The organism is Pengzhenrongella sicca (genome assembly GCF_017569225.1).
Classification (GTDB): Bacteria; Actinomycetota; Actinomycetes; order Actinomycetales; family Cellulomonadaceae; genus Pengzhenrongella; species Pengzhenrongella sicca.
This window is the reverse complement of record NZ_CP071868.1, coordinates 1,435,739-1,453,067: the sequence shown is the minus strand read 5'-3', so window position 1 is coordinate 1,453,067 and position 17,329 is coordinate 1,435,739. Positions and strand designations below refer to the sequence as shown.

The following is a 17,329-nucleotide window of genomic DNA, read 5'->3' as shown; positions in this document are numbered from 1 at the left end:
GCTCAGCGCCCCGGAAGCGTCGACAGGTCGAGCTCCCCGGTCGCGACGAGCGCGGCCGGGCCGGCGAGCTCGACGTGGCCCGAGGCCAGCACGCTGACCCGGACCGTGCCGCCGGGCACGTCGACGAGCCACACGTCCGGCGCCCCCGCGCCCGCCCAGGTCCGCACCGCGAGCGCGGCCGCGCACGCACCGGTCCCGCAGGACCGGGTCTCCCCCACGCCCCGCTCGTGCACGCGCATGCGCAGGCGGCCGACCGCGACGCCGTCGGCGCCGGGCTCCTCGCCGAGCGGGACCACGAGCTCGACGTTCGTGCCGTCGATCGGCACGGGGCGGACCTCAGGTGCGCGGGACAGGTCGGCCGCGGCGAGCTCGCCCACGTCGGCGAGGGCCAGCACCACGTGGGGGTTGCCGACGTCGACACTCAGCGCGGGGCGCGCGACCTCGAGGCCCGCCACCGCGACCTGGGCGTCGGCGCCCGCGATCGCCGCGTCGTCGCCGCCGGTCAGCCGCCACGGGCCCATGTCGACCGCGTACCAGCCGTTCGCCTCGCGCCGCACGTACCGCACGCCCGCGCGCGTGCCGATCGCCAGCGCGGGCTGGTCGCCCTGCAGGCGCAGCGGCACCGCCGCGAGGTCGAGCCGCTCGAGGAAGGCCGCGAAGACCCGCGCTCCGTTGCCGCACATCTCGGCCACCGACCCGTCGCTGTTGCGGTAGTCCATGAACCAGGTGGCCGCAGGCTCCGCCGCGAGGATCGCGGCGCCCTCGGGCAGCTCGGCCGTCGGCACCACCCGGATAACGCCGTCGCCGCCGACGCCGGCACGCCGGTCCGCGAGCGCGCGGACGAGGTCGGGGGTCAGGTCGAGCGTCGCAGCCCGGTCGTCGATGAGCACGAAGTCGTTCTCGGTGCCGTGCCCCTTGGTGAACGTCAGCCGGTTCGCGCGCACCGGTCCGTCGCCGGGCCTGGTCGAGGTCGCCGTCGAGGGTGCCGTCGAGGGGCTGGTCATGCGCCCAGCGTACGGCGCGGCTCGGGTCCCGGCTCGAGGTCGCCCCGGTCGGCGGCCGCGACGATCTCGAGCGCGCGGGCGACCAGGTCCGGGTCGCGCGCGTCGAGCCAGTGGACGCGCTGGTCGCGCCCGAACCACGTCATCTGCTTGCGCGCGAGCCGGCGCGTGTTGCCCGCGACCGCCGCGCGCGCGTCCGCCTCGTCGCCCTCGCCGCGCACGAGCGCGATCACCTCGGCGTAGCCGACGGCGCGCGCGGCGGTCCGGCCCATGCCGCGCGTGAGCAGCCCGAGCACCTCCTCGACGAGCCCCTGCTCCCACATCCGGTCCACGCGCCGGTCGACCCGCTCGTCGAGCACGGCGCGGTCGCAGTCGAGCCCGATCTGCACCGCCGGCACGACGTACACCTGCTCGGGCAGGTTCGCGGTGTACGGCTGCCCGGTGATCTCGATGACCTCGAGCGCGCGGACGATGCGGCGGGTGTTCGCCGGGCCGATCGCGATCGCGGCGGCCGGGTCTAGGCGGGCGAGCTCGTCGTGCAGGTGCCGCGTGCCGTGCTTCTCGGCGCGCTCCTCGAGGCGCGCGCGCACCGCGGGATCGACCCCCGGGAACGTGAGCTTGTCGAGCAGGGCGCGCACGTACAGTCCCGAGCCGCCGACGACGACCCCGCGCGCGCCGCGCGCGGAAATGCCGGCCAGGTCGGCCCGCGCGTCGCGCTGGTACCGGGCGACGGAGGCGTCCTCGTCGACGTCGAGCACGTCGAGCTGGTGGTGGGGGATCCCCCGGCGCTCGGCGACGGCGAGCTTCGCCGTGCCGATGTCCATGCCGCGGTAGAGCTGCATCGCGTCGACGTTGACGACCTCGCCGCCGAGCCGCTCGGCGAGCGCGAGGCCGAGGTCCGACTTGCCGGTCGCGGTCGGGCCGACGACGGCGACGACGACGCGGCCCTCGGAGCCTTCCCCTGCCACGGGGACTGCCACGGGGAGTGCCCCGGGGACGGCCGCGGCCATCACGGCCTCCCCGCCGCGGACGCGACGGCGGGGCCGCTCGGGCGCCACACGGCGACCGCGTAGGTGACACCGAAGGGCGCGGACGTGTGCCGCACGCCGCCCGCGAGCCCTTCGGCGGTGCCGGCCGCGCCGAGCACCACCTGCAGCGGCGCCCAGGCCGTGACGGCGAGGTCGCCGGCGAGGTCGGCCGGCACGGAGCCGAGGCGGTCGCGGGCTGCCGGGTCGGCGGCGCCGAGGTCCGCCAGGATCGACGCATCGAGCTCCGCCGCGCGCTCGTCGGCCGGCAGCGGCGCGCTCGGCCCGTTCCGCGCGCTGAGCGATCCGGACGCGACGAGGGCGAGCCGCGCGGCGCCCGCCGCCAGCGCGGCGCCGCGCTCGCGCAGCACCTGCGCACCCGACTCCCCCGCGCCGACCTCGAGCACGGTGACCGGCCCCGCCCACCCGGCTGCGGCGAGCAGCAGCAGCACGGTCGAGGCGGCCACGCCCGGCGGGAGCGACGTCGTCGGCGCCGCGGGCGTCGCCGGCGGGAGGGACGTCGTCGGCTGCGGGGACGTCGTCGGCGCCGCGGCCTCGGCTGGTGGCCACCCGTGACCCGCGTCGGCGATGCCGGCCGCGATCAGGCTCGGCCGCGCCGGCGCGGGCAGGGTCCGCTCGTGCGGCCCGGGCGCGACGACCACGATCTGGTCGGGGCCGGCCGCCACGACCTCGCGTGCGGCGGCCAGCGCGGCCTCGCGCGTCGCCTCGAGGACGACGGCGCGGCCCGCGGCCCCCGGGACCAGCAGGGCGGTGTCGGGCACGAGAGCAGCGATGGCTAGCACGACCCGACGGTAACCGCTGCGCCCCGGGGGCCGCACCGGCGACCGTGTCGGCGTCGCCCGCCGAGGAGGCCGCTCCCGGCGGCCCCCGGGTAGGGTGCCTGCATGGGCTTCTTCCGGGGAAATCGCGGGGGCGGATGGCGCGGCCGAAACACGGGCTCGGCCAACGAGTCGGCGGGGGGCCGGCAGCCCCACCGCGGCCGGGTCCAGCCCGATCCGGGCCGGAACGGGCCGCCCGATGACGAGCTTCAGTCGGAGGTCGAGGACCTCCTGGCCCGCGAGCTCGGTGCCACCCTGGTCGCCGCACCCGGCAGCGCCGGCGTGCCGACCCCGCTCTCGGTCGCGCGGATCGTCGAGTGGTTCGAGGCCAACCAGTTCAGCTACTTCCTCGACAGTGACGGTGACCTCGGCGGGCTGTGGCGCGGTCGCCTGTTCTACTTCTTCCTCTTCGGGGACGACGGCGAGATCCTCCAGATCCGGGGCCAGTGGAACCGGGAGGTCGCGATCGAACGCCTCAGCGAGGTCCTCGAGGCCTGCAACGAGTGGAACGCCGACCGCATCTGGCCCAAGGCCTACGTGCGGGTCCGGGACAACGGCATGGTGCACGTGATCTCCGAGGTCGCGACCGACCTCGAGCACGGCGTGACCGACGCCCAGCTCAGCCAGCTGCTGCACTGCGGGCTCAGCACCGGGAACATGCTGTTCGACACGATCGACGAGCTCTACCCCGACCCGGCGACGGTCGCGCCGTGAAGCCCGAGGCCCTGACCGGCTGGATCTCCCGCGTGTTCGGCAACGCGCGACCCAAGCCGATGTCCGCCTCCCGGCCGCCCGAGCGCGTGAGCCCGCTGACCCGGGACCGCCTCGCGGCGTACCTGACGCGGCGCGGCTACCGCTACCTGATCGACGACGACGGCGACCTCAGCGGCACGTGGGACGGCAGCCGGTTCTGGTTCCTGCTGCTCGGCGAGCACAGCGAGATCGTGCAGGTCCGCGGCCGCTGGCATCGCACGCTGCCGACGGCGCAGCGCCCGGCGATGCTGCTCGCGGTCAACGACTGGAATCGCGAACGCATCTGGCCAAAGGTCTACCTGCGCGAGGAGGACGGCGTGCTCGCCCTGTACAGCGAGGTCTCGATCGACCTCGAGAACGGCGTGACGGACACGCAGCTCGCTCAGCTCCTGGCGTGCGGCCTGGGCACCGGCGTCCAAACCTTCACGGCCCTAGACACCCTCCTCCCAGAGCCCTAACGCCCCACCCAGCCCGGTTTTCAGGGGAAGCTGTGCGAATTACGCGCACATTCCCCTGAGAACCTGGTCGGGGCGGGGCGGGGCGAGGCGGGGCGGGGCGGGGTCGCGGGGATGGTTAGCGGGGGCGGAGGGTCGGGAGGCCTAGCGCTATCGGCGCGCCTGCCGCCGGGGGCGCGGCGTGGGTGTGCTCGTCGGGGGTCAAGCCCGCCCTGGTCCGCTCGCGCGTCGCCCACGCGTCGCCCGCACGCGTGCGGCGGACGGCGTACGCGCCGCCGGTCGTCGCCGAGTCGGCCACCAGGTGGTGCGGCGCGGCATGCGTCACGGCCACCGTCACGAGGTCGCCCGGGCGCGGCAGGCGCGGGTCGGGCACGTCGGCGAGGCGGGGGTCCGCGGCGTCGGCGGCGGGCAGGTCCCCGCGCGGCGCGAGGAGGTCCGGCGGCAGCGCGAGGTGGACCAGGCGGTTGTCGGCGGCGCGGCCCGAGACCCGGTGCGACGCGCCGTCCTTGCGTCCGGACTCCTCGGCGATCAGGACCTCGACCGTGCGGCCCACCTGCGCGCGGTTCTCCTCGAGCGAGATGCGCTCCTGCAGGGCCGCGAGCCGGACGTACCGCTCCTGCACGACCTCCTTCGGGACCTGGTCGGGCAGCGTCGCCGCGGGGGTCCCGGGGCGCGGGGAGTACTGGAACGTGTATGCCGAGACGAACCGCGCGGACTCGACCACGCGAAGCGTCTGCGCGAAGTCGTCCTCGGTCTCCCCCGGGAAGCCGACGATGATGTCGGTCGTGATCGCGGCGGCCGGCATCGCGAGGCGGACCCGGTCGAGGATGCCGAGGAACTTCTCCGCCCGGTACGACCGGCGCATCGCGCGCAGCACGCGGTCGGACCCGGACTGCAGCGGCATGTGCAGCTGCGGCATCACGACGGGCGTCTGCGCCATCGCGGCGATCACGTCGTCCGTAAAGGCGGCGGGGTGCGGGCTGGTGAAGCGGAGCCGCTCCAGGCCCGGCACGGTCCCGCAGGCGCGCAGGAGCTTCGCGAACGCGCCGCGGTCGCCGAACTCGACGCCGTAGCTGTTGACGTTCTGGCCGAGCAGGGTCACCTCGATCGCGCCCTGGTCGACGAGCGCCTGCACCTCCGCGAGGATCTCGCCGGGCCGCCGGTCGCGCTCCTTCCCGCGCAGGTGCGGCACGATGCAGAAGGTGCAGGTGTTGTTGCAGCCCACGCTGATCGACACCCAGCCCGCGAAGACGGACTCGCGCCGCGTCGGCAGGGTCGAGGGGAAGACCTGCAGCGACTCCGCGATCTCGACCTCGGCGCGCTCGTTGTGCCGGGCGCGCTCAAGCAGCACGGGCAGCGCGTCGAGGTTGTGGGTGCCGAAGACGACGTCGACCCAGGGCGCGCGCTCGACGATGCCCGCGCGGTCCTTCTGCGCGAGGCAGCCGCCGACGGCGATCTGCATGCCGGGCCACTCCCGCTTGATGCTCGCGAGCTGGCCGAGGTTGCCGTAGAGCTTGCCGGCCGCGTTCTCGCGGACGGCGCAGGTGTTGATGACGACGACGTCGGCCACCGCAGCGGGCGCGCCGTCGGCCCCGAGCGGCGCACGGACGTACCCGGCCGCCTCGAGCATCCCGGCCATGTGCTCGGAGTCGTGCACGTTCATCTGGCAGCCGAGGGTCCGCACGACGTACGTGCGCAGGCTCTCGGGGGCGGTGGTCGCGGACATCCTGAATAGCCTACGGCCCGGCCCTACATTTCCGGCACGTTGCCAACTCGTGACCGAACGAAGTAGCCAAGGAAACAATCCGGCCCTAGGTTCATGCAATGGCACAAGACACCGTAGAGCCCGCGACGCCCTCGCCGGGCCGGGCCGAGATAGGCGAACCGCTGGTCGTGCTGTCGAAGGTGAACAAGCACTTCGGGGCGCTGCACGTGCTCCAGGACATCGACCTGACCGTGCACAAGGGCGAGGTCGTCGTCGTCATCGGGCCGTCGGGATCGGGCAAGTCCACGCTCTGCCGCGCGATCAACCGCCTCGAGACCATCGACACGGGGTCGATCACGATCGACGGCGTCCCGCTGCCGGCCGAGGGCAAGGCGCTCGCGCAGCTGCGAGCCGACGTCGGCATGGTCTTCCAGTCGTTCAACCTGTTCGCGCACAAGACCGTGCTGCAGAACATCACGCTCGGACCGATCAAGGCCAAGGGCGTCAAGCGCAAGGACGCCGAGGAGACCGCGATGGGTCTGCTCGAGCGGGTGGGCGTCGCGAACCAGGCGGCCAAGCTCCCCGCCCAGCTCTCCGGAGGCCAGCAGCAGCGCGTCGCGATCGCCCGGGCCCTGGCGATGCAGCCCAAGGTCATGCTGTTCGACGAGCCGACCTCGGCGCTCGACCCCGAGATGATCAACGAGGTCCTCGACGTCATGGTCTCGCTCGCCCGGGACGGCATGACCATGGTGGTCGTGACCCATGAGATGGGTTTCGCACGCAAGGCCGGGCACCGCGTCGTGTTCATGGACGGCGGGCAGATCGTCGAGGAGGCCGCTCCCGAGACGTTCTTCACGGCGCCTGCGTCCGACCGCGCCAAGGACTTCCTCTCGAAGATCCTCACCCACTAGACCTCCACCCGCTTCCGTCCGAACGTCACCACACACGAAGGAGACACGATGCGCATCCGACCCACCGGGCTCGTTGCCCTGCTCGCCGTCTCGGCGCTGACCCTCACCGCTTGCAGTAGCGCGGACGACGACGCGGCCGAGCCCGACGTTGCCGACTCGAGCGAGGTCGCGGAGTTCCCCGAGGGCTCCACGATGGCCACGCTCGCCGAGGCCGGCGAGATCACCGTCGGCACGAAGTTCGACCAGCCTCTCTTCGGGCTCGTCGGGCCCGACGGCGTCCCGCAGGGCTTCGACGTCGAGATCGCCAAGATCATCGCCGGCGCGCTCGGCATCGACGAGGACGGCATCACCTGGACCGAGACGGTGTCCGCCAACCGCGAGACCTTCATCACGTCGGGCCAGGTCGACATCGTCGCGGCCACCTACACGATCAACGACGCCCGCAAGGAGATCGTGGCCTTCGCCGGCCCGTACTACCTCGCGGGCCAGTCGATCCTGACGCTCGCCGACAACACGGACATCGAGGGGCCGGACGACCTCGCGGGCAAGAAGGTCTGCACCGTGTCGGGCTCGACCCCCGAGGCCAACCTGCTGGCCAACTACCCCGACGCCGAGGTCGTGCCGTTCGGCACGTACTCCGAGTGCCTCGAGCCGCTGCGCAACGGCCAGGTCGACGCCGTGAGCACCGACAACGTCATCCTCGCGGGCTTCGCGGCGGACAACGACGACCTCGAGGTGCGGGGCGAGCCCTTCACCGAGGAGCCGTACGGCATCGGGGTGGCCAAGGACGACGTCGCGTTCCGCGACTGGATCAACGACACCCTCGAGGCGAGCTTCGAGGACGGGTCGTGGACCGCAGCCTGGGAGTCCACCGCCGGCTCCGTGCTGCCGACGCCGGAGCCCCCGGCCGTCGACCGGTACTAAGCCCAGCTTGAGGGAGGCGGGCGGGCGCCAAGCGCCCGCCCGCCTCCTCGCGGGGCGCGACCACCTCGCACCCCGGTAGAACCGCAACTCACGGAGGCTCATCTCGATGGACGTGATCGTCGACAACTTTCCGGCGTACCTCGCCGGCTTCTCGATGACGCTGCGACTGACCGTCGTCTCCGGGGTCATCGCGCTGATCTGGGGCCTCGTGCTGGCCGCTCTGAGGGTCTCGCCGATTACGCCGCTGCGGGCGTTCTCGACCGTCTACGTCGAACTGCTCCGTAACACACCGCTGACGTTGGTGTTCTTCTTCCTCGTCTTTGTCGCCCCGCAGTTCGGCCTGCTGGCTCCGCTGGGGTTCTGGACCGCCGTCATCGCCCTGTCGGCGTATACGTCGGCGTTCGTCTGCGAGGCCGTGCGCTCGGGGATCAACAGCGTCGGCCTCGGCCAGGCCGAGGCAGCGCGCGCGATCGGGCTGACCTTCGGGCAGACCCTCTCGATGGTGATCCTCCCGCAGGCGGTACGCACCGTGATCCCCCCGCTGATCAACGTCTTCATCGCGCTCGCCAAGAACACCTCGGTCGCCTCCGGATTCGCCACGGTCGAGCTCATGGCGGCCGGTCGGCGCCTCGGCACGCAGAACCCCGCCGAGATCATCCCGGTCCTGATCGGCGTGGCGTGCTTCTACCTGCTCATCACCATCCCGGCCGGCATCTCCGCCGGGGTCATCGAACGAAAGGTGGCGTTCGCGCGATGAGCTCCGTCCTGTACGACGCTCCGGGCCCGCTGACGCGGCGGCGCGAGCGCATCGGCTCGATCCTCGGTGGGCTCGTCGTGCTCGCCCTCGTCGGCCTCGCCCTGTGGTACGCGGCCGGCCGCGGAGTCTTCGAGGCCGACCGCTGGGACGTGCTGTACGACCCGCCCAAGAATCAGACGGCCGAAGACGTGTGGACCTCCATGGTCGTACGGGGCCTCGGCGCGACGCTGCGGGCAGCTGCCCTCGCCGCTCCCCTGGCTCTCGTCCTTGGTCTAATCCTGGCTCTGTGGCGGACGGCCCAGCGCCGCTGGATCCGCCTGCCCGCCGTCGTCGTCATCGAGCTCTTCCGCGGGTTGCCCGTGCTGCTGATGATGTTCTTCGCGCTGCTCGGGTTCGGGTGGGACGCGTTCAACGCGGTCGTGTTCGGCCTGACGGTCTACAACATGGCGATCATCTCGGAGATCCTGCGCGCAGGGCTCGCGTCGCTGCCGAAGGGCCAGGCGGAGGCCGCCTACGCGGTCGGCCTGACGCGCACGCAGACGCTGCTGTCGATCCTGCTGCCGCAGGCCGTCCGCACCATGCTCCCGAGCCTCATCAGCCAGCTCGTGGTGCTGCTCAAGGACTCGTCCCTGGGCTTCATCGTCGGCTACGCCGAACTGCTCAAGTCGATCCAGAACAACGCGCAGTTCTTCGGCAACGAGTATTTCATCGCGCTCTTCGTCATCGGCGCCAGCATCTACCTGATCGTGAACATCGCGCTCTCGCGCCTCGCCGTGTGGATCCAGCGCCGCACGACGCGCACCGCGGCGCCGGTCGTGCCTGTGGCCGTGACCATGCCGGGCTCGATCTAGCCCGCGGTCGCGCTCGCCCGGATCTCACGGATCACGGTCACCTTGATCTCGCCGGGGTAGCTCAGGTCGGCCTCGATGTGCTTGGCGATCGCGACCGCGAGGCCGGGCAACGCCGTGTCGTCCACGGTCTCCGGCTCGACGATCACGCGGACCTCCCGGCCCGCGGCCATCGCGAGGACGCGCCGCACGCCGGCGTGCTCGGCCACGAGCTGCTCGATCTTGTCCATCCGCTCGACGTACTGGTCGAGCTCCTCCCGCCGGGCGCCCGGGCGCGCGGCCGAGCAGGCGTCGGAGGCCTGCACGAGCACGGCCTCGACCGTCTCGGGCGGCACCTCGTCGTGGTGGGCGGCGATCGCGTTGACGACCGTGGGGTCCTCGCCGCACCGGCGCGCGAGCTCGGCCCCGAGCAGCGCGTGCGTGCCGGGCGTCTCGGCCGTGAGCGCCTTGCCGACGTCGTGCAAGAACGCGGCGCGGCGCGCCAGGTCGACGTCGGCGCCCAGCTCGGCGGCGATGCGGGCGGCGATCTGCGCGCTCTCCACGAGGTGCGCCAACACGTTCTGGCCGTAGGACGTGCGCAGCCGGAGCTGACCCATCGTGCGCACCAGGTCGGGGTGCAGCGCGCCGACGCCGGCCTGCTCGGCCGCCTCGTGCCCGGCGGCGATCGCGCGCTCGGGGGCACCGGCGAGCGCCTCGGCGTACGCGGACTCGATGCGCTGCGGGTGGATGCGCCCGTCGGAGATCAGGGACTCGAGCGCCACCTGCGCGACCTCGCGCCGCTCGGCGTCGAAGCAGGACAGCATCACCGAGTCCGGCGTGTCGTCGATCAGCACGTTGACGCCGGTGAGCGCCTCGAACGTGCGGATGTTGCGCCCCTCCTTGCCGATGATCCGGCCCTTCATCTCCTCGGACGGCAGGGGCACGACCACGACGACGGCCTGGGAGCTCGTGGGCACCGCGATGCGCTGGACGGCGGTCGCCACGATCGCGCGCGCGCGATCCTCGGCGGTGCGGCGCGCCTTCGCCTCGACCCGCCTAACGGCAGCTTCGGCGTCCCGCGTGGCCTGGTCGACGACCCGGCGCTCGAGCTCCGCACGCGCGTCGGCGGCGCTCAGCCCGGCGACGCTCTCGAGCTCGGCGACCGCGGCCGCGTGCGCGGCGCTGCGCTCGGCGGCGGCGGCTTCGTGCGCGGCGGCACGCTGCGCGGCGATCTCCTGCTCGGACTGCGCGAGCGCGAGCGCGCGATCGCGCAGCGTCAGGGCCAGCTCGGCCGCGCTCGCCCGGTCCTGGGCGAACGCTTGCTCGCGGACCGTGAGCTGCTCCTCGCGGCGACCGACCTCGGCCGCCGCGGCCCGTGCGTCCTCGCGGATGCCGGTGACGTCGGCCGTGGCGCGCTGCCGCAGCTCACCCGCCTCCCGGCGCGCGAGCAGGACGAGCAGCAGCGCCACGAGGCACGCGCCCAGCAGCCCCACGATCAGCGCGATCTGGTTCAGGTCCATGCGAACTCCCTCGACGATGTGCGCCCAGACCGCGGCGACCTCAGCTGCCGTCGAGAGTCCACTCGTCGTCAGGGTGCGGCGCGCGCGCTGGGCCCGCTTGCCGGTCGACGTCACCGGCGCTGTGCTCATCGTCCATCACCTCGCGGACGATCCGTACCGCGAGGCCCATCGGATAGCCCTTTCGGCCAAGCGTCGCGACCACCCGACGGAGCTGGACGTCGGGCGCGAGGCCACCCATCCCGCGCAACCGGCGGCGAGCCAGGTCCCGAGCAGTCGCCTCCTCATCGTCGGCGTCGATCGTCGCGAGCGCCGCGGCTGCGAACTCCTCGCCGATGCCCTTGCGGCGCAACTCGACGCTCAGCGCACGCCGGGCGAGCCCGCGGTCGGCGTGCCGGGACCGGACGAGCATCTGCGCGTACTCCGCGTCGTCGACCAGCCCGACCTCGGTGAACCGGTCCAGGACCGCGTCCGCGACCTCCTCGGGGACGTCCTTGCGCGCCATCGCCGCAGCGAGCTCGGCGCGGCTCCGTGGCGCCCCCGTGAGCAGCCGGAGCCCGATGGCGCGCGCCACCCCGGCCTGGTCGCGGGCCACCGCGGCCTGGTCGCGGGCCACCGCGGCCTGGTCGCGCTCCGCGCCCTGGTCGGGCTCCGCACCCTGGTCGGAGTCGGGCTCGTCCTGGTCGCGCATCGGGCGGCGCCCGCTCAGAAGTCGACCGCCGGACCGGCATCCGCAGGCTTGTCGAGCGTCGCCCCGACGCCGAGCTTCTCCTTGATCTTCTTCTCGAGCTCGGCGGCGAGGTCCGGGTTGTCCCGCAGGAACCCGCGCGCGTTCTCCTTGCCCTGGCCCAGCTGGTCGCCCTCGTAGGTGAACCACGAGCCGGACTTGCGCACGAAGCCGTGCTCCACGCCCATGTCGATCAGGCCGCCCTCGCGCGAGATGCCGACGCCGTACAGGATGTCGAACTCGGCCTGCTTGAACGGCGGCGCCATCTTGTTCTTGACGACCTTGACGCGGGTCCGGTTCCCGACCGCGTCGGTGCCCTCCTTGAGGGTCTCGATCCGGCGGATATCCAGACGGACCGACGCGTAGAACTTGAGCGCCTTGCCGCCGGTGGTCGTCTCGGGCGAGCCGAAGAACACGCCGATCTTCTCGCGCAGCTGGTTGATGAAGATGGCCGTCGTGCCCGACGCGCTCAGCGCGCCGGTGATCTTGCGCAGCGCCTGGCTCATCAGCCGGGCCTGCAGGCCGACGTGGCTGTCACCCATCTCGCCCTCGATCTCGGCCTTCGGCACGAGCGCCGCGACCGAGTCGATGACGACGATGTCGATCGCGCCGGAGCGGATCAGCATGTCCATGATCTCCAGCGCCTGCTCGCCGGTGTCCGGCTGCGAGACCAGCAGCGCGTCCGTGTCGACGCCGAGCTTCGCGGCCCACTCGGGGTCGAGCGCGTGCTCCGCGTCGATGAACGCGGCGATGCCGCCGGCGCGCTGCGCGTTCGCGACCGCGTGCAGCGCGAGCGTCGTCTTGCCGCTGGACTCCGGGCCGTAGATCTCGACGACCCGCCCGCGCGGCAGGCCACCGATGCCGAGCGCGATGTCGAGCGCGATCGAGCCGGTCGGGATGACCTCGACGGGCACGCGGCCCTCGTCGCCGAGGCGCATGATCGAGCCTTTGCCGAACTGCCGATCGATCTGGCTGAGCGCGGCCTCGAGGGCCTTCTCGCGGTCCTGGGGAGCGGCCATTTCACACCTCGGGGTGTTGGGGGTGGCAGCCGGAGCTGCGCGGGACTGGGGCTGGTCTGTTGCTGCAAGCGACGCTATGCCCGACCACCGACATCCAGCGATGGAGCCTCCGCGTGCTGTGGAGGGACCGTCGCCGTCTTCGCCTGTGCAGAACCCTACCCGAACATCTGTTCGATCACCCGCATCCGACGCGCCGAGAGAATTGCGCTCAGGCCGCGGCGGCCACGAAGCGGCACACCCGCTCGACGACCGCGGGATCCTGCAGGATGCGCTGATGGCCCAGGCCCTCGGTCGTGACGAACTCGGCGCGCGGCCAGGCGTCGGCCAGGCGCGCGCTGTCGGCGTACGGCACCTCCTTGTCGAGGCGGTCGTGCACGATCAGCGCCGGCGTCGCGCCCACGTCGAGCGTGGTCATGTCGAAGTCCGCGAGCGGGCGCTCCGCGAGCGCCGCGAGCTGCGCGAGGAAGCGCTGGTGCGTCTGCGCGCCGTACCCGAGGTGCACCGGCAGGGCCTGCGTCATCCGGATGAAGTCGGGGCTCGGCGCGATGACGGCGAGTCGGGCCACCGGCGCGCCGTCGTGCACCGCGAGCGCCGCCGTCGCGCTGCCGAGCGAGTGCGCGATGACGCCGGCCGCCGGCCCGTGCGCGTCGACGACGTCGGACAGCGCCCGGGCGAACTCGGCCGCGTTGCCGCGGCGCGAGCCCAGCACGCCGGGCGCCGAGTCGCCGTGGCCCGGCGCGTCGAACCCGATCACCCGGTGGCCGGCCGCCACGAGTGGCTCGACGAAGGCACCGAGCTGGCCCCGCCAGCCGCCCCAGCCGTGCACGAGGTACACCGGCGGCCCGCTCCCCCAGGTCTCGATGGCGAGCCGCGTCCGGCCGGGCCCGGCGAGCTCGGTCACGACCCCGCCCGCCGGACGCTCGTCGCGGCGCCGGCCCGAGTTGTTCGGCAGCGTGCACCAGATGTCGAGCGCCCAACGGGCGGCGAGCGGCGGGGCGACGCGGTCGAGCAGCCCGAAGGCCAGCCGGACGGGCGCCGCCCGTAGCCGGGCGCGCCGGTCCGGGGACGCGGGCGGCCGCACGGGTGACGAGGTCTCAGGCATGGGCTCCCCAGCGGGTCGATCGGTCAGGTCGGGTCACGTCAGGTCGGTCAGGTCAGATCGGTCAGGTCAGGTCAGGTCGGGCAGGTCAGGTCGCTCAGGGCAGATCGGATGCGGGCGGCGTCGAGCAGCCCCTCGAACGCGCGGCGCGCGCGGACGGGCGCGAGCTCGTCGTCGAGCAGCCGGTGCCAGTGGTAGAAGGCGAGCATCACGCCGTCGAGCTCGACCGCGAACTGGTCGGGGTCGGCGTCGGCGCGGAACTGCCCGGCCGCGATCCCGGTGCCAAACACGCGCGCGATCGTGGCGTACAGGTCGCGGTGGTCGCGCGCGAGCTGGTCGCGCACGGGCCCAACCTGCTCGTCGAGCTCCATGCTGGCCTTGACGAACAGGCAGCCGCCCGGCGCGCGCTCGAGGCCGCAGCGCAGCCATCGCTCGAACAGCTCGCGCACGCGGGCCTCGCCCCGCGGGGCCGCAAGCGCGGGGCGGATGACCGACTCGGTGAACTCGAGGCGGGCCCGGTCCAGCACGGCGAGCTGGAGCGATTCCTTGGACCCGAAGTGCGCGTACAGGCCGCTCTTGCTCATCTCGAGACTCACGGCAAGGTCGCCGATCGTCAGGCCGCCGAGCCCGACGCGGTAGGCGCGGTCGACGGCCGTCGCGAGGATCGCGTCGCGCGTCACGCTCCCCTTGGTCACCCACTCAAAATAGCACGATCGTTCGTTCTAGGCAGCCCCTCCACCCAACGCCGAGTGCGACAAACCGGCGGTCCCGCCGGCCCGGCGACCGCCAAGACGTCTCACTCGGCGAGGGGACGTCTCACTCGGCGAGGGGGACGTCTTACGCGGCGAGGGGGACGTCTCACGCGGCCGCGGCCGGCGCGGCGGTCCAGCGCTCGCCCAGGCCCAGCACGACCGCGCGGCAGCCCGGGGCCTCGCGCGCGAGCGCCGCCGCGAATGCGTCGCCCGCGTGGTCCATCCAGCCGGGCGGCAGGCGACGCGACGCCGGCGCGTGCAGCGTGCCCCAGTGCACGGGGATCGCGACCCGGGCCCGCACGATCGCGCAGGCCCGCGCGGCGTCCACGGGCCCGAGGTGGCCGCCCGACAGGCGCGGCCCCCAGCCGTGCACCGGCACGAGCGCGACGTCGATCGGCGCCCCCGCGAGCTCGGGCAGGTCCCGCATCGCCGGGTACAGCGAGGTGTCCCCCGCGACCCAGATACAGCCCGACGGCCCGCGCACGAGGTGGCCGTGCGCGGCGTTGGGGCGGTGCGGCATCGGCCGGTGGCCGTGCACCGCCGGGCTGAGCCGGACACGGACGCCGCCCGTCCCGACCGGCTCCCACTCGCCGTCGCGCAGGCCGACCCCGCTCAGTCCCCGCCCGCTCAGCCAGTGCGCGCTCGACGTCGCGGTGAGGATGGGCGCGGGCCGCAGCAGCCGCAGCGAGCTCAGCTCGGCGTGATCGTGGTGCAGGTGCGACAGGAGGACGGCGTCCGGGTCGCGCCACAGCGCCTCGTCCGGCCGGGCGCCGCGCCGGCGCAGCAGCCCCGCGTTCACGCCCAGCAGCGGATCGGTGACCAGGCGCGCACCGTCGAGGTCGAGGACCGCGCTCGAGTGGCCGAGCCAGGTCACGCTCAGCCGCGCGGTCGGGCCCCACGACGTCGTCGGCCCGCCGACGCCGGTCGCCGGGCACCCCGCGCCCGTCACGGGCGCAGGCCGAGGGTGCGCTGCCACTGCACGAGCTGGGCGTGCACCCCCTCGCCCCCGACCAGCGTCGGTGAGCCCGCAACGTCCTGGCGCAGGGTCGGGTCGATCGCCCAGTCCGCCGGGTACAGCAGCAGGGCGTCGTTCTGCGCGCCCCCGAGCCCGCCGTGCGAGCCGACCAGCTCCTCGAAGGCGTGCACCGAGCCGCGCTCGTCCACCGACGAGACGAGTAGCAGGTCACCCGCGTGCGCGAGGCCAGCCGCGCGCAGCAGGTCCGGGCGAGCGCGCGGACCGTACGGGGCGAGCGGGTCGTCGCCGTCCTCCGCCGCCGGCACCGGCGCGTCGTCGGCCAGCAGCCGGGCGCCGTGCACACCGAGCGCGATCGGGCCGCGGTCCCGGGTGTGCGCGACGACGACCCCGACGCCGGCCCGCGCGAGCAGCCCGGGCACGAGCCGGGGCCAGCGAACCAGGACCTCCTCGAGCGTGACCGTCCCCGGCAGCCGCGGAAACCACACGAGCCCGAGATTGCCCGACGCGATGACCGCGACCTCGGGGTGCTCGCCCCGGTCGGGCTCGGCCTCGGTCAGCCGCACCGCGCCGGTGGAGCCGAGCAGGGAGTACAGCGGGCCCCACTCCTCGCCCGCGTCGGCGCGGGCCGCCGCCGCCGTCGCCGTCACCCCAGCCGTCACCCCCGGGCCCGGAGCAGCGGCGACGTCGAGCATCAGCGCCCGCACGACGTCGACGAGCGCCTCGCCCTCGACCTGGGCAAAGGTCGCCCCCAGGGACTGGCCGTGGTCGGAGAGCACGACGGTGCGGTACGCGCGAGGCGCATGGTCGGCCACCTCCGCGAGGATCTCCAGCACCCGGTCGAGGCCCTCGAGCGCACGCAGGGACTCCGGCCGGACCGGTCCGGCGTGGTGGGCGATCTCGTCGTAGTCGACGAGGTCGACGAAGACGGTCGGCGTGCCGTGCAGCAGCTGCTCGGCGACGAGGGCGGTGTTGAGGTCGCGCAGCAGCACGTTGCTCAACCCGCGCAGCGCCACGAACACGCCGCGGCGGCGCACCCGTGGCTGCACGTCGCGCGCGCGCTGCCGACGGCCCTGGTACAGCTCCTTGACCATCTCGCCGGCGGTCAGCCCCAGGGTGCGGGTGAGCACGTACGGGCTCGCGAAGAACCGGATGAAGGCGGTGCCCGGGCCGAAGCCGCGCCGCCCCCGGGCCCGGCTCATGACGAGCAGCGCGATCGGCGCATCGCCCGTGAACATCGTCGAGATCGCGGCGCCGCCGTGCGCGAGCAGCCCGTCGCCGTCGCTGACCCGCGCCTCGACGAGCGCGGCGTCGGCGGGCCGGTTCGTCACGACGAGCCGGCCGAGGTCCTTGTCCCACCACCGGAAGGCCGGCACCTGCGCGCTCGCGCCGTGCAGCAGCGCGGCCTGGCTCGCGGGCGTCGTCGACGGCACGCGCGCCCACCAGCCGTCGAGCCGGTGCGTGCCGGACTGGAGCCAGCGCGCCATCGTCGGCACGAGCCCCGCCTCGACGGCGTTCTCGAACACCGCGCGCGCGACGCCGTCGAGCTGCACCACGAGCAGGCCCGGCTCGCCGCGGCCGGGCACCTCCCCGTGGCGCGCGCGCGAGCGGGCCCGCCGCAGCACGTCCCCGAGCACGTAGGAGCCGTCGTTCGCGCCGAGGAGCCAGCGCCCGGCCGTCATCGCCCCCGCGGCGATCAGCAGCAGCAGCAGGACCTGACCCCAGCTGCGCACGGTGATCCCCGGCACGACCGTCAGGGCGGCCCACGCCACCAGGACCTGGGCGGCGAGCCCGGCGAGCAGCGCGCCGAGCACGCCGAGCGCCGCCGCGACCAGGCGCACGAGCGGGCGCACGAGCCGGTCCCCGAGCGTCATCAGCACGGCGACCGCGAGCACGTCGAGCCAGGACCGCGCCCCCGCGTCGTCGAGCAGCAGCAGCGCCACCCCCAGCCCGAGGGCGGACGTCACGACGGCGACGGCGCCCTCGCCGAGATCGCGCAGGGTCGGCCCCCACCAGGGCGCGCGGGTCGCGGTCGCGGTCATCGC

17 protein-coding genes are annotated in these 17,329 nt (G+C 73.9%); 6 read left to right on the top strand and 11 right to left on the bottom strand.

Annotated elements, in window-relative coordinates; genetic code table 11:
• Window positions 1-2: 2 nt before the first annotated feature.
• From dapF to J4E96_RS06585, 3 genes are read right to left on the bottom strand one after another with little or no spacing between them, the layout of a single operon-like run.
• A complete protein-coding gene (gene dapF / locus J4E96_RS06595) occupies window positions 3-1,004 on the bottom strand; it encodes a diaminopimelate epimerase (RefSeq protein ID WP_227424971.1) in 1,002 nt (333 codons plus the stop codon).
• Window positions 1,001-2,011 carry a tRNA (adenosine(37)-N6)-dimethylallyltransferase MiaA gene (gene miaA / locus J4E96_RS06590; RefSeq protein ID WP_227424970.1) on the bottom strand — a complete coding sequence of 337 codons (1,011 nt, stop codon included), beginning with the start codon at window positions 2,009-2,011 and terminating at the stop codon, window positions 1,001-1,003. The genes dapF and miaA overlap by 4 nt, the downstream gene beginning before the upstream one ends.
• Entirely contained in the window at window positions 2,011-2,829 is an 819-nt protein-coding gene (locus J4E96_RS06585; RefSeq protein ID WP_227424969.1) for a class III extradiol ring-cleavage dioxygenase family protein, read from the bottom strand. Before J4E96_RS06585 ends, miaA begins: the two co-directional genes overlap by 1 nt.
• Window positions 2,830-2,931: 102 nt before the next feature.
• On the opposite strand from J4E96_RS06585, the gene J4E96_RS06580 reads away from it, so the two are divergent.
• Both J4E96_RS06580 and J4E96_RS06575 read left to right on the top strand, forming a co-directional pair.
• Window positions 2,932-3,579 carry a type III secretion system chaperone family protein gene (locus J4E96_RS06580; protein ID WP_227424968.1) on the top strand — a complete coding sequence of 216 codons (648 nt, stop codon included), beginning with the start codon at window positions 2,932-2,934 and terminating at the stop codon, window positions 3,577-3,579.
• A complete protein-coding gene (locus tag J4E96_RS06575; protein ID WP_319637755.1) occupies window positions 3,576-4,076 on the top strand; it encodes a type III secretion system chaperone family protein in 501 nt (166 codons plus the stop codon). Before J4E96_RS06580 ends, J4E96_RS06575 begins: the two co-directional genes overlap by 4 nt.
• 115 nt (window positions 4,077-4,191) lie before the next feature.
• Here the strand turns inward: J4E96_RS06575 and miaB are convergent, their stop codons facing one another.
• Window positions 4,192-5,799: a tRNA (N6-isopentenyl adenosine(37)-C2)-methylthiotransferase MiaB gene (gene miaB / locus J4E96_RS06570; protein WP_227424967.1), complete on the bottom strand. Its 1,608-nt coding sequence runs from the start codon at window positions 5,797-5,799 to the stop codon at window positions 4,192-4,194.
• 98 nt (window positions 5,800-5,897) lie between these two features.
• Between miaB and J4E96_RS06565 the strand changes: the two genes are divergently transcribed.
• The 4 genes from J4E96_RS06565 (at window position 5,898) to J4E96_RS06550 (ending at window position 9,221) form a co-directional block, all read left to right on the top strand.
• Window positions 5,898-6,689: an amino acid ABC transporter ATP-binding protein gene (locus J4E96_RS06565; protein ID WP_319637754.1), complete on the top strand. Its 792-nt coding sequence runs from the start codon at window positions 5,898-5,900 to the stop codon at window positions 6,687-6,689.
• Between the two features lie 48 nt (window positions 6,690-6,737).
• The gene (locus J4E96_RS06560; protein WP_227424966.1) at window positions 6,738-7,613 is read left to right on the top strand and encodes a glutamate ABC transporter substrate-binding protein; all 876 of its coding nucleotides are present in this window, start codon (window positions 6,738-6,740) and stop codon (window positions 7,611-7,613) included.
• 106 nt (window positions 7,614-7,719) lie between these two features.
• On the top strand, window positions 7,720-8,370 hold the full coding sequence (locus J4E96_RS06555) for an amino acid ABC transporter permease (protein ID WP_227424965.1): 651 nt from the start codon (window positions 7,720-7,722) through the stop codon (window positions 8,368-8,370).
• Window positions 8,367-9,221 (top strand): amino acid ABC transporter permease, encoded by an 855-nt coding sequence (locus J4E96_RS06550; RefSeq protein ID WP_227424964.1) that lies wholly within the window; start codon window positions 8,367-8,369, stop codon window positions 9,219-9,221. Before J4E96_RS06555 ends, J4E96_RS06550 begins: the two co-directional genes overlap by 4 nt.
• Here the strand turns inward: J4E96_RS06550 and rny are convergent.
• The 7 genes from rny to J4E96_RS06515 form a co-directional block, all read right to left on the bottom strand.
• The gene (rny, locus tag J4E96_RS06545; RefSeq protein ID WP_227424963.1) at window positions 9,218-10,846 is read right to left on the bottom strand and encodes a ribonuclease Y; all 1,629 of its coding nucleotides are present in this window, start codon (window positions 10,844-10,846) and stop codon (window positions 9,218-9,220) included. The two genes, J4E96_RS06550 and rny, sit on opposite strands and share 4 nt — an antisense overlap.
• Complete coding sequence (locus tag J4E96_RS06540) at window positions 10,758-11,405, bottom strand: regulatory protein RecX (RefSeq protein ID WP_227424962.1); 648 nt, start codon at window positions 11,403-11,405, stop codon at window positions 10,758-10,760. Before J4E96_RS06540 ends, rny begins: the two co-directional genes overlap by 89 nt.
• A gap of 14 nt (window positions 11,406-11,419) precedes the next feature.
• Window positions 11,420-12,460, bottom strand: a complete 1,041-nt coding sequence (gene recA / locus J4E96_RS06535; protein WP_227424961.1) for a recombinase RecA — start codon at window positions 12,458-12,460, stop codon at window positions 11,420-11,422.
• 208 nt (window positions 12,461-12,668) lie between these two features.
• The gene (locus tag J4E96_RS06530; RefSeq protein WP_227424960.1) at window positions 12,669-13,562 is read right to left on the bottom strand and encodes an alpha/beta fold hydrolase; all 894 of its coding nucleotides are present in this window, start codon (window positions 13,560-13,562) and stop codon (window positions 12,669-12,671) included.
• Between the two features lie 71 nt (window positions 13,563-13,633).
• On the bottom strand, window positions 13,634-14,254 hold the full coding sequence (locus J4E96_RS06525; protein ID WP_227424959.1) for a TetR/AcrR family transcriptional regulator: 621 nt from the start codon (window positions 14,252-14,254) through the stop codon (window positions 13,634-13,636).
• A 163-nt stretch (window positions 14,255-14,417) separates the two neighbouring features.
• On the bottom strand, window positions 14,418-15,260 hold the full coding sequence (locus J4E96_RS06520) for an MBL fold metallo-hydrolase (protein ID WP_319637753.1): 843 nt from the start codon (window positions 15,258-15,260) through the stop codon (window positions 14,418-14,420).
• Window positions 15,257-17,326 (bottom strand): alkaline phosphatase family protein, encoded by a 2,070-nt coding sequence (locus tag J4E96_RS06515; RefSeq protein ID WP_227424958.1) that lies wholly within the window; start codon window positions 17,324-17,326, stop codon window positions 15,257-15,259. The genes J4E96_RS06520 and J4E96_RS06515 overlap by 4 nt, the downstream gene beginning before the upstream one ends.
• Between the last annotated feature and the right edge of the window lie 3 nt (window positions 17,327-17,329).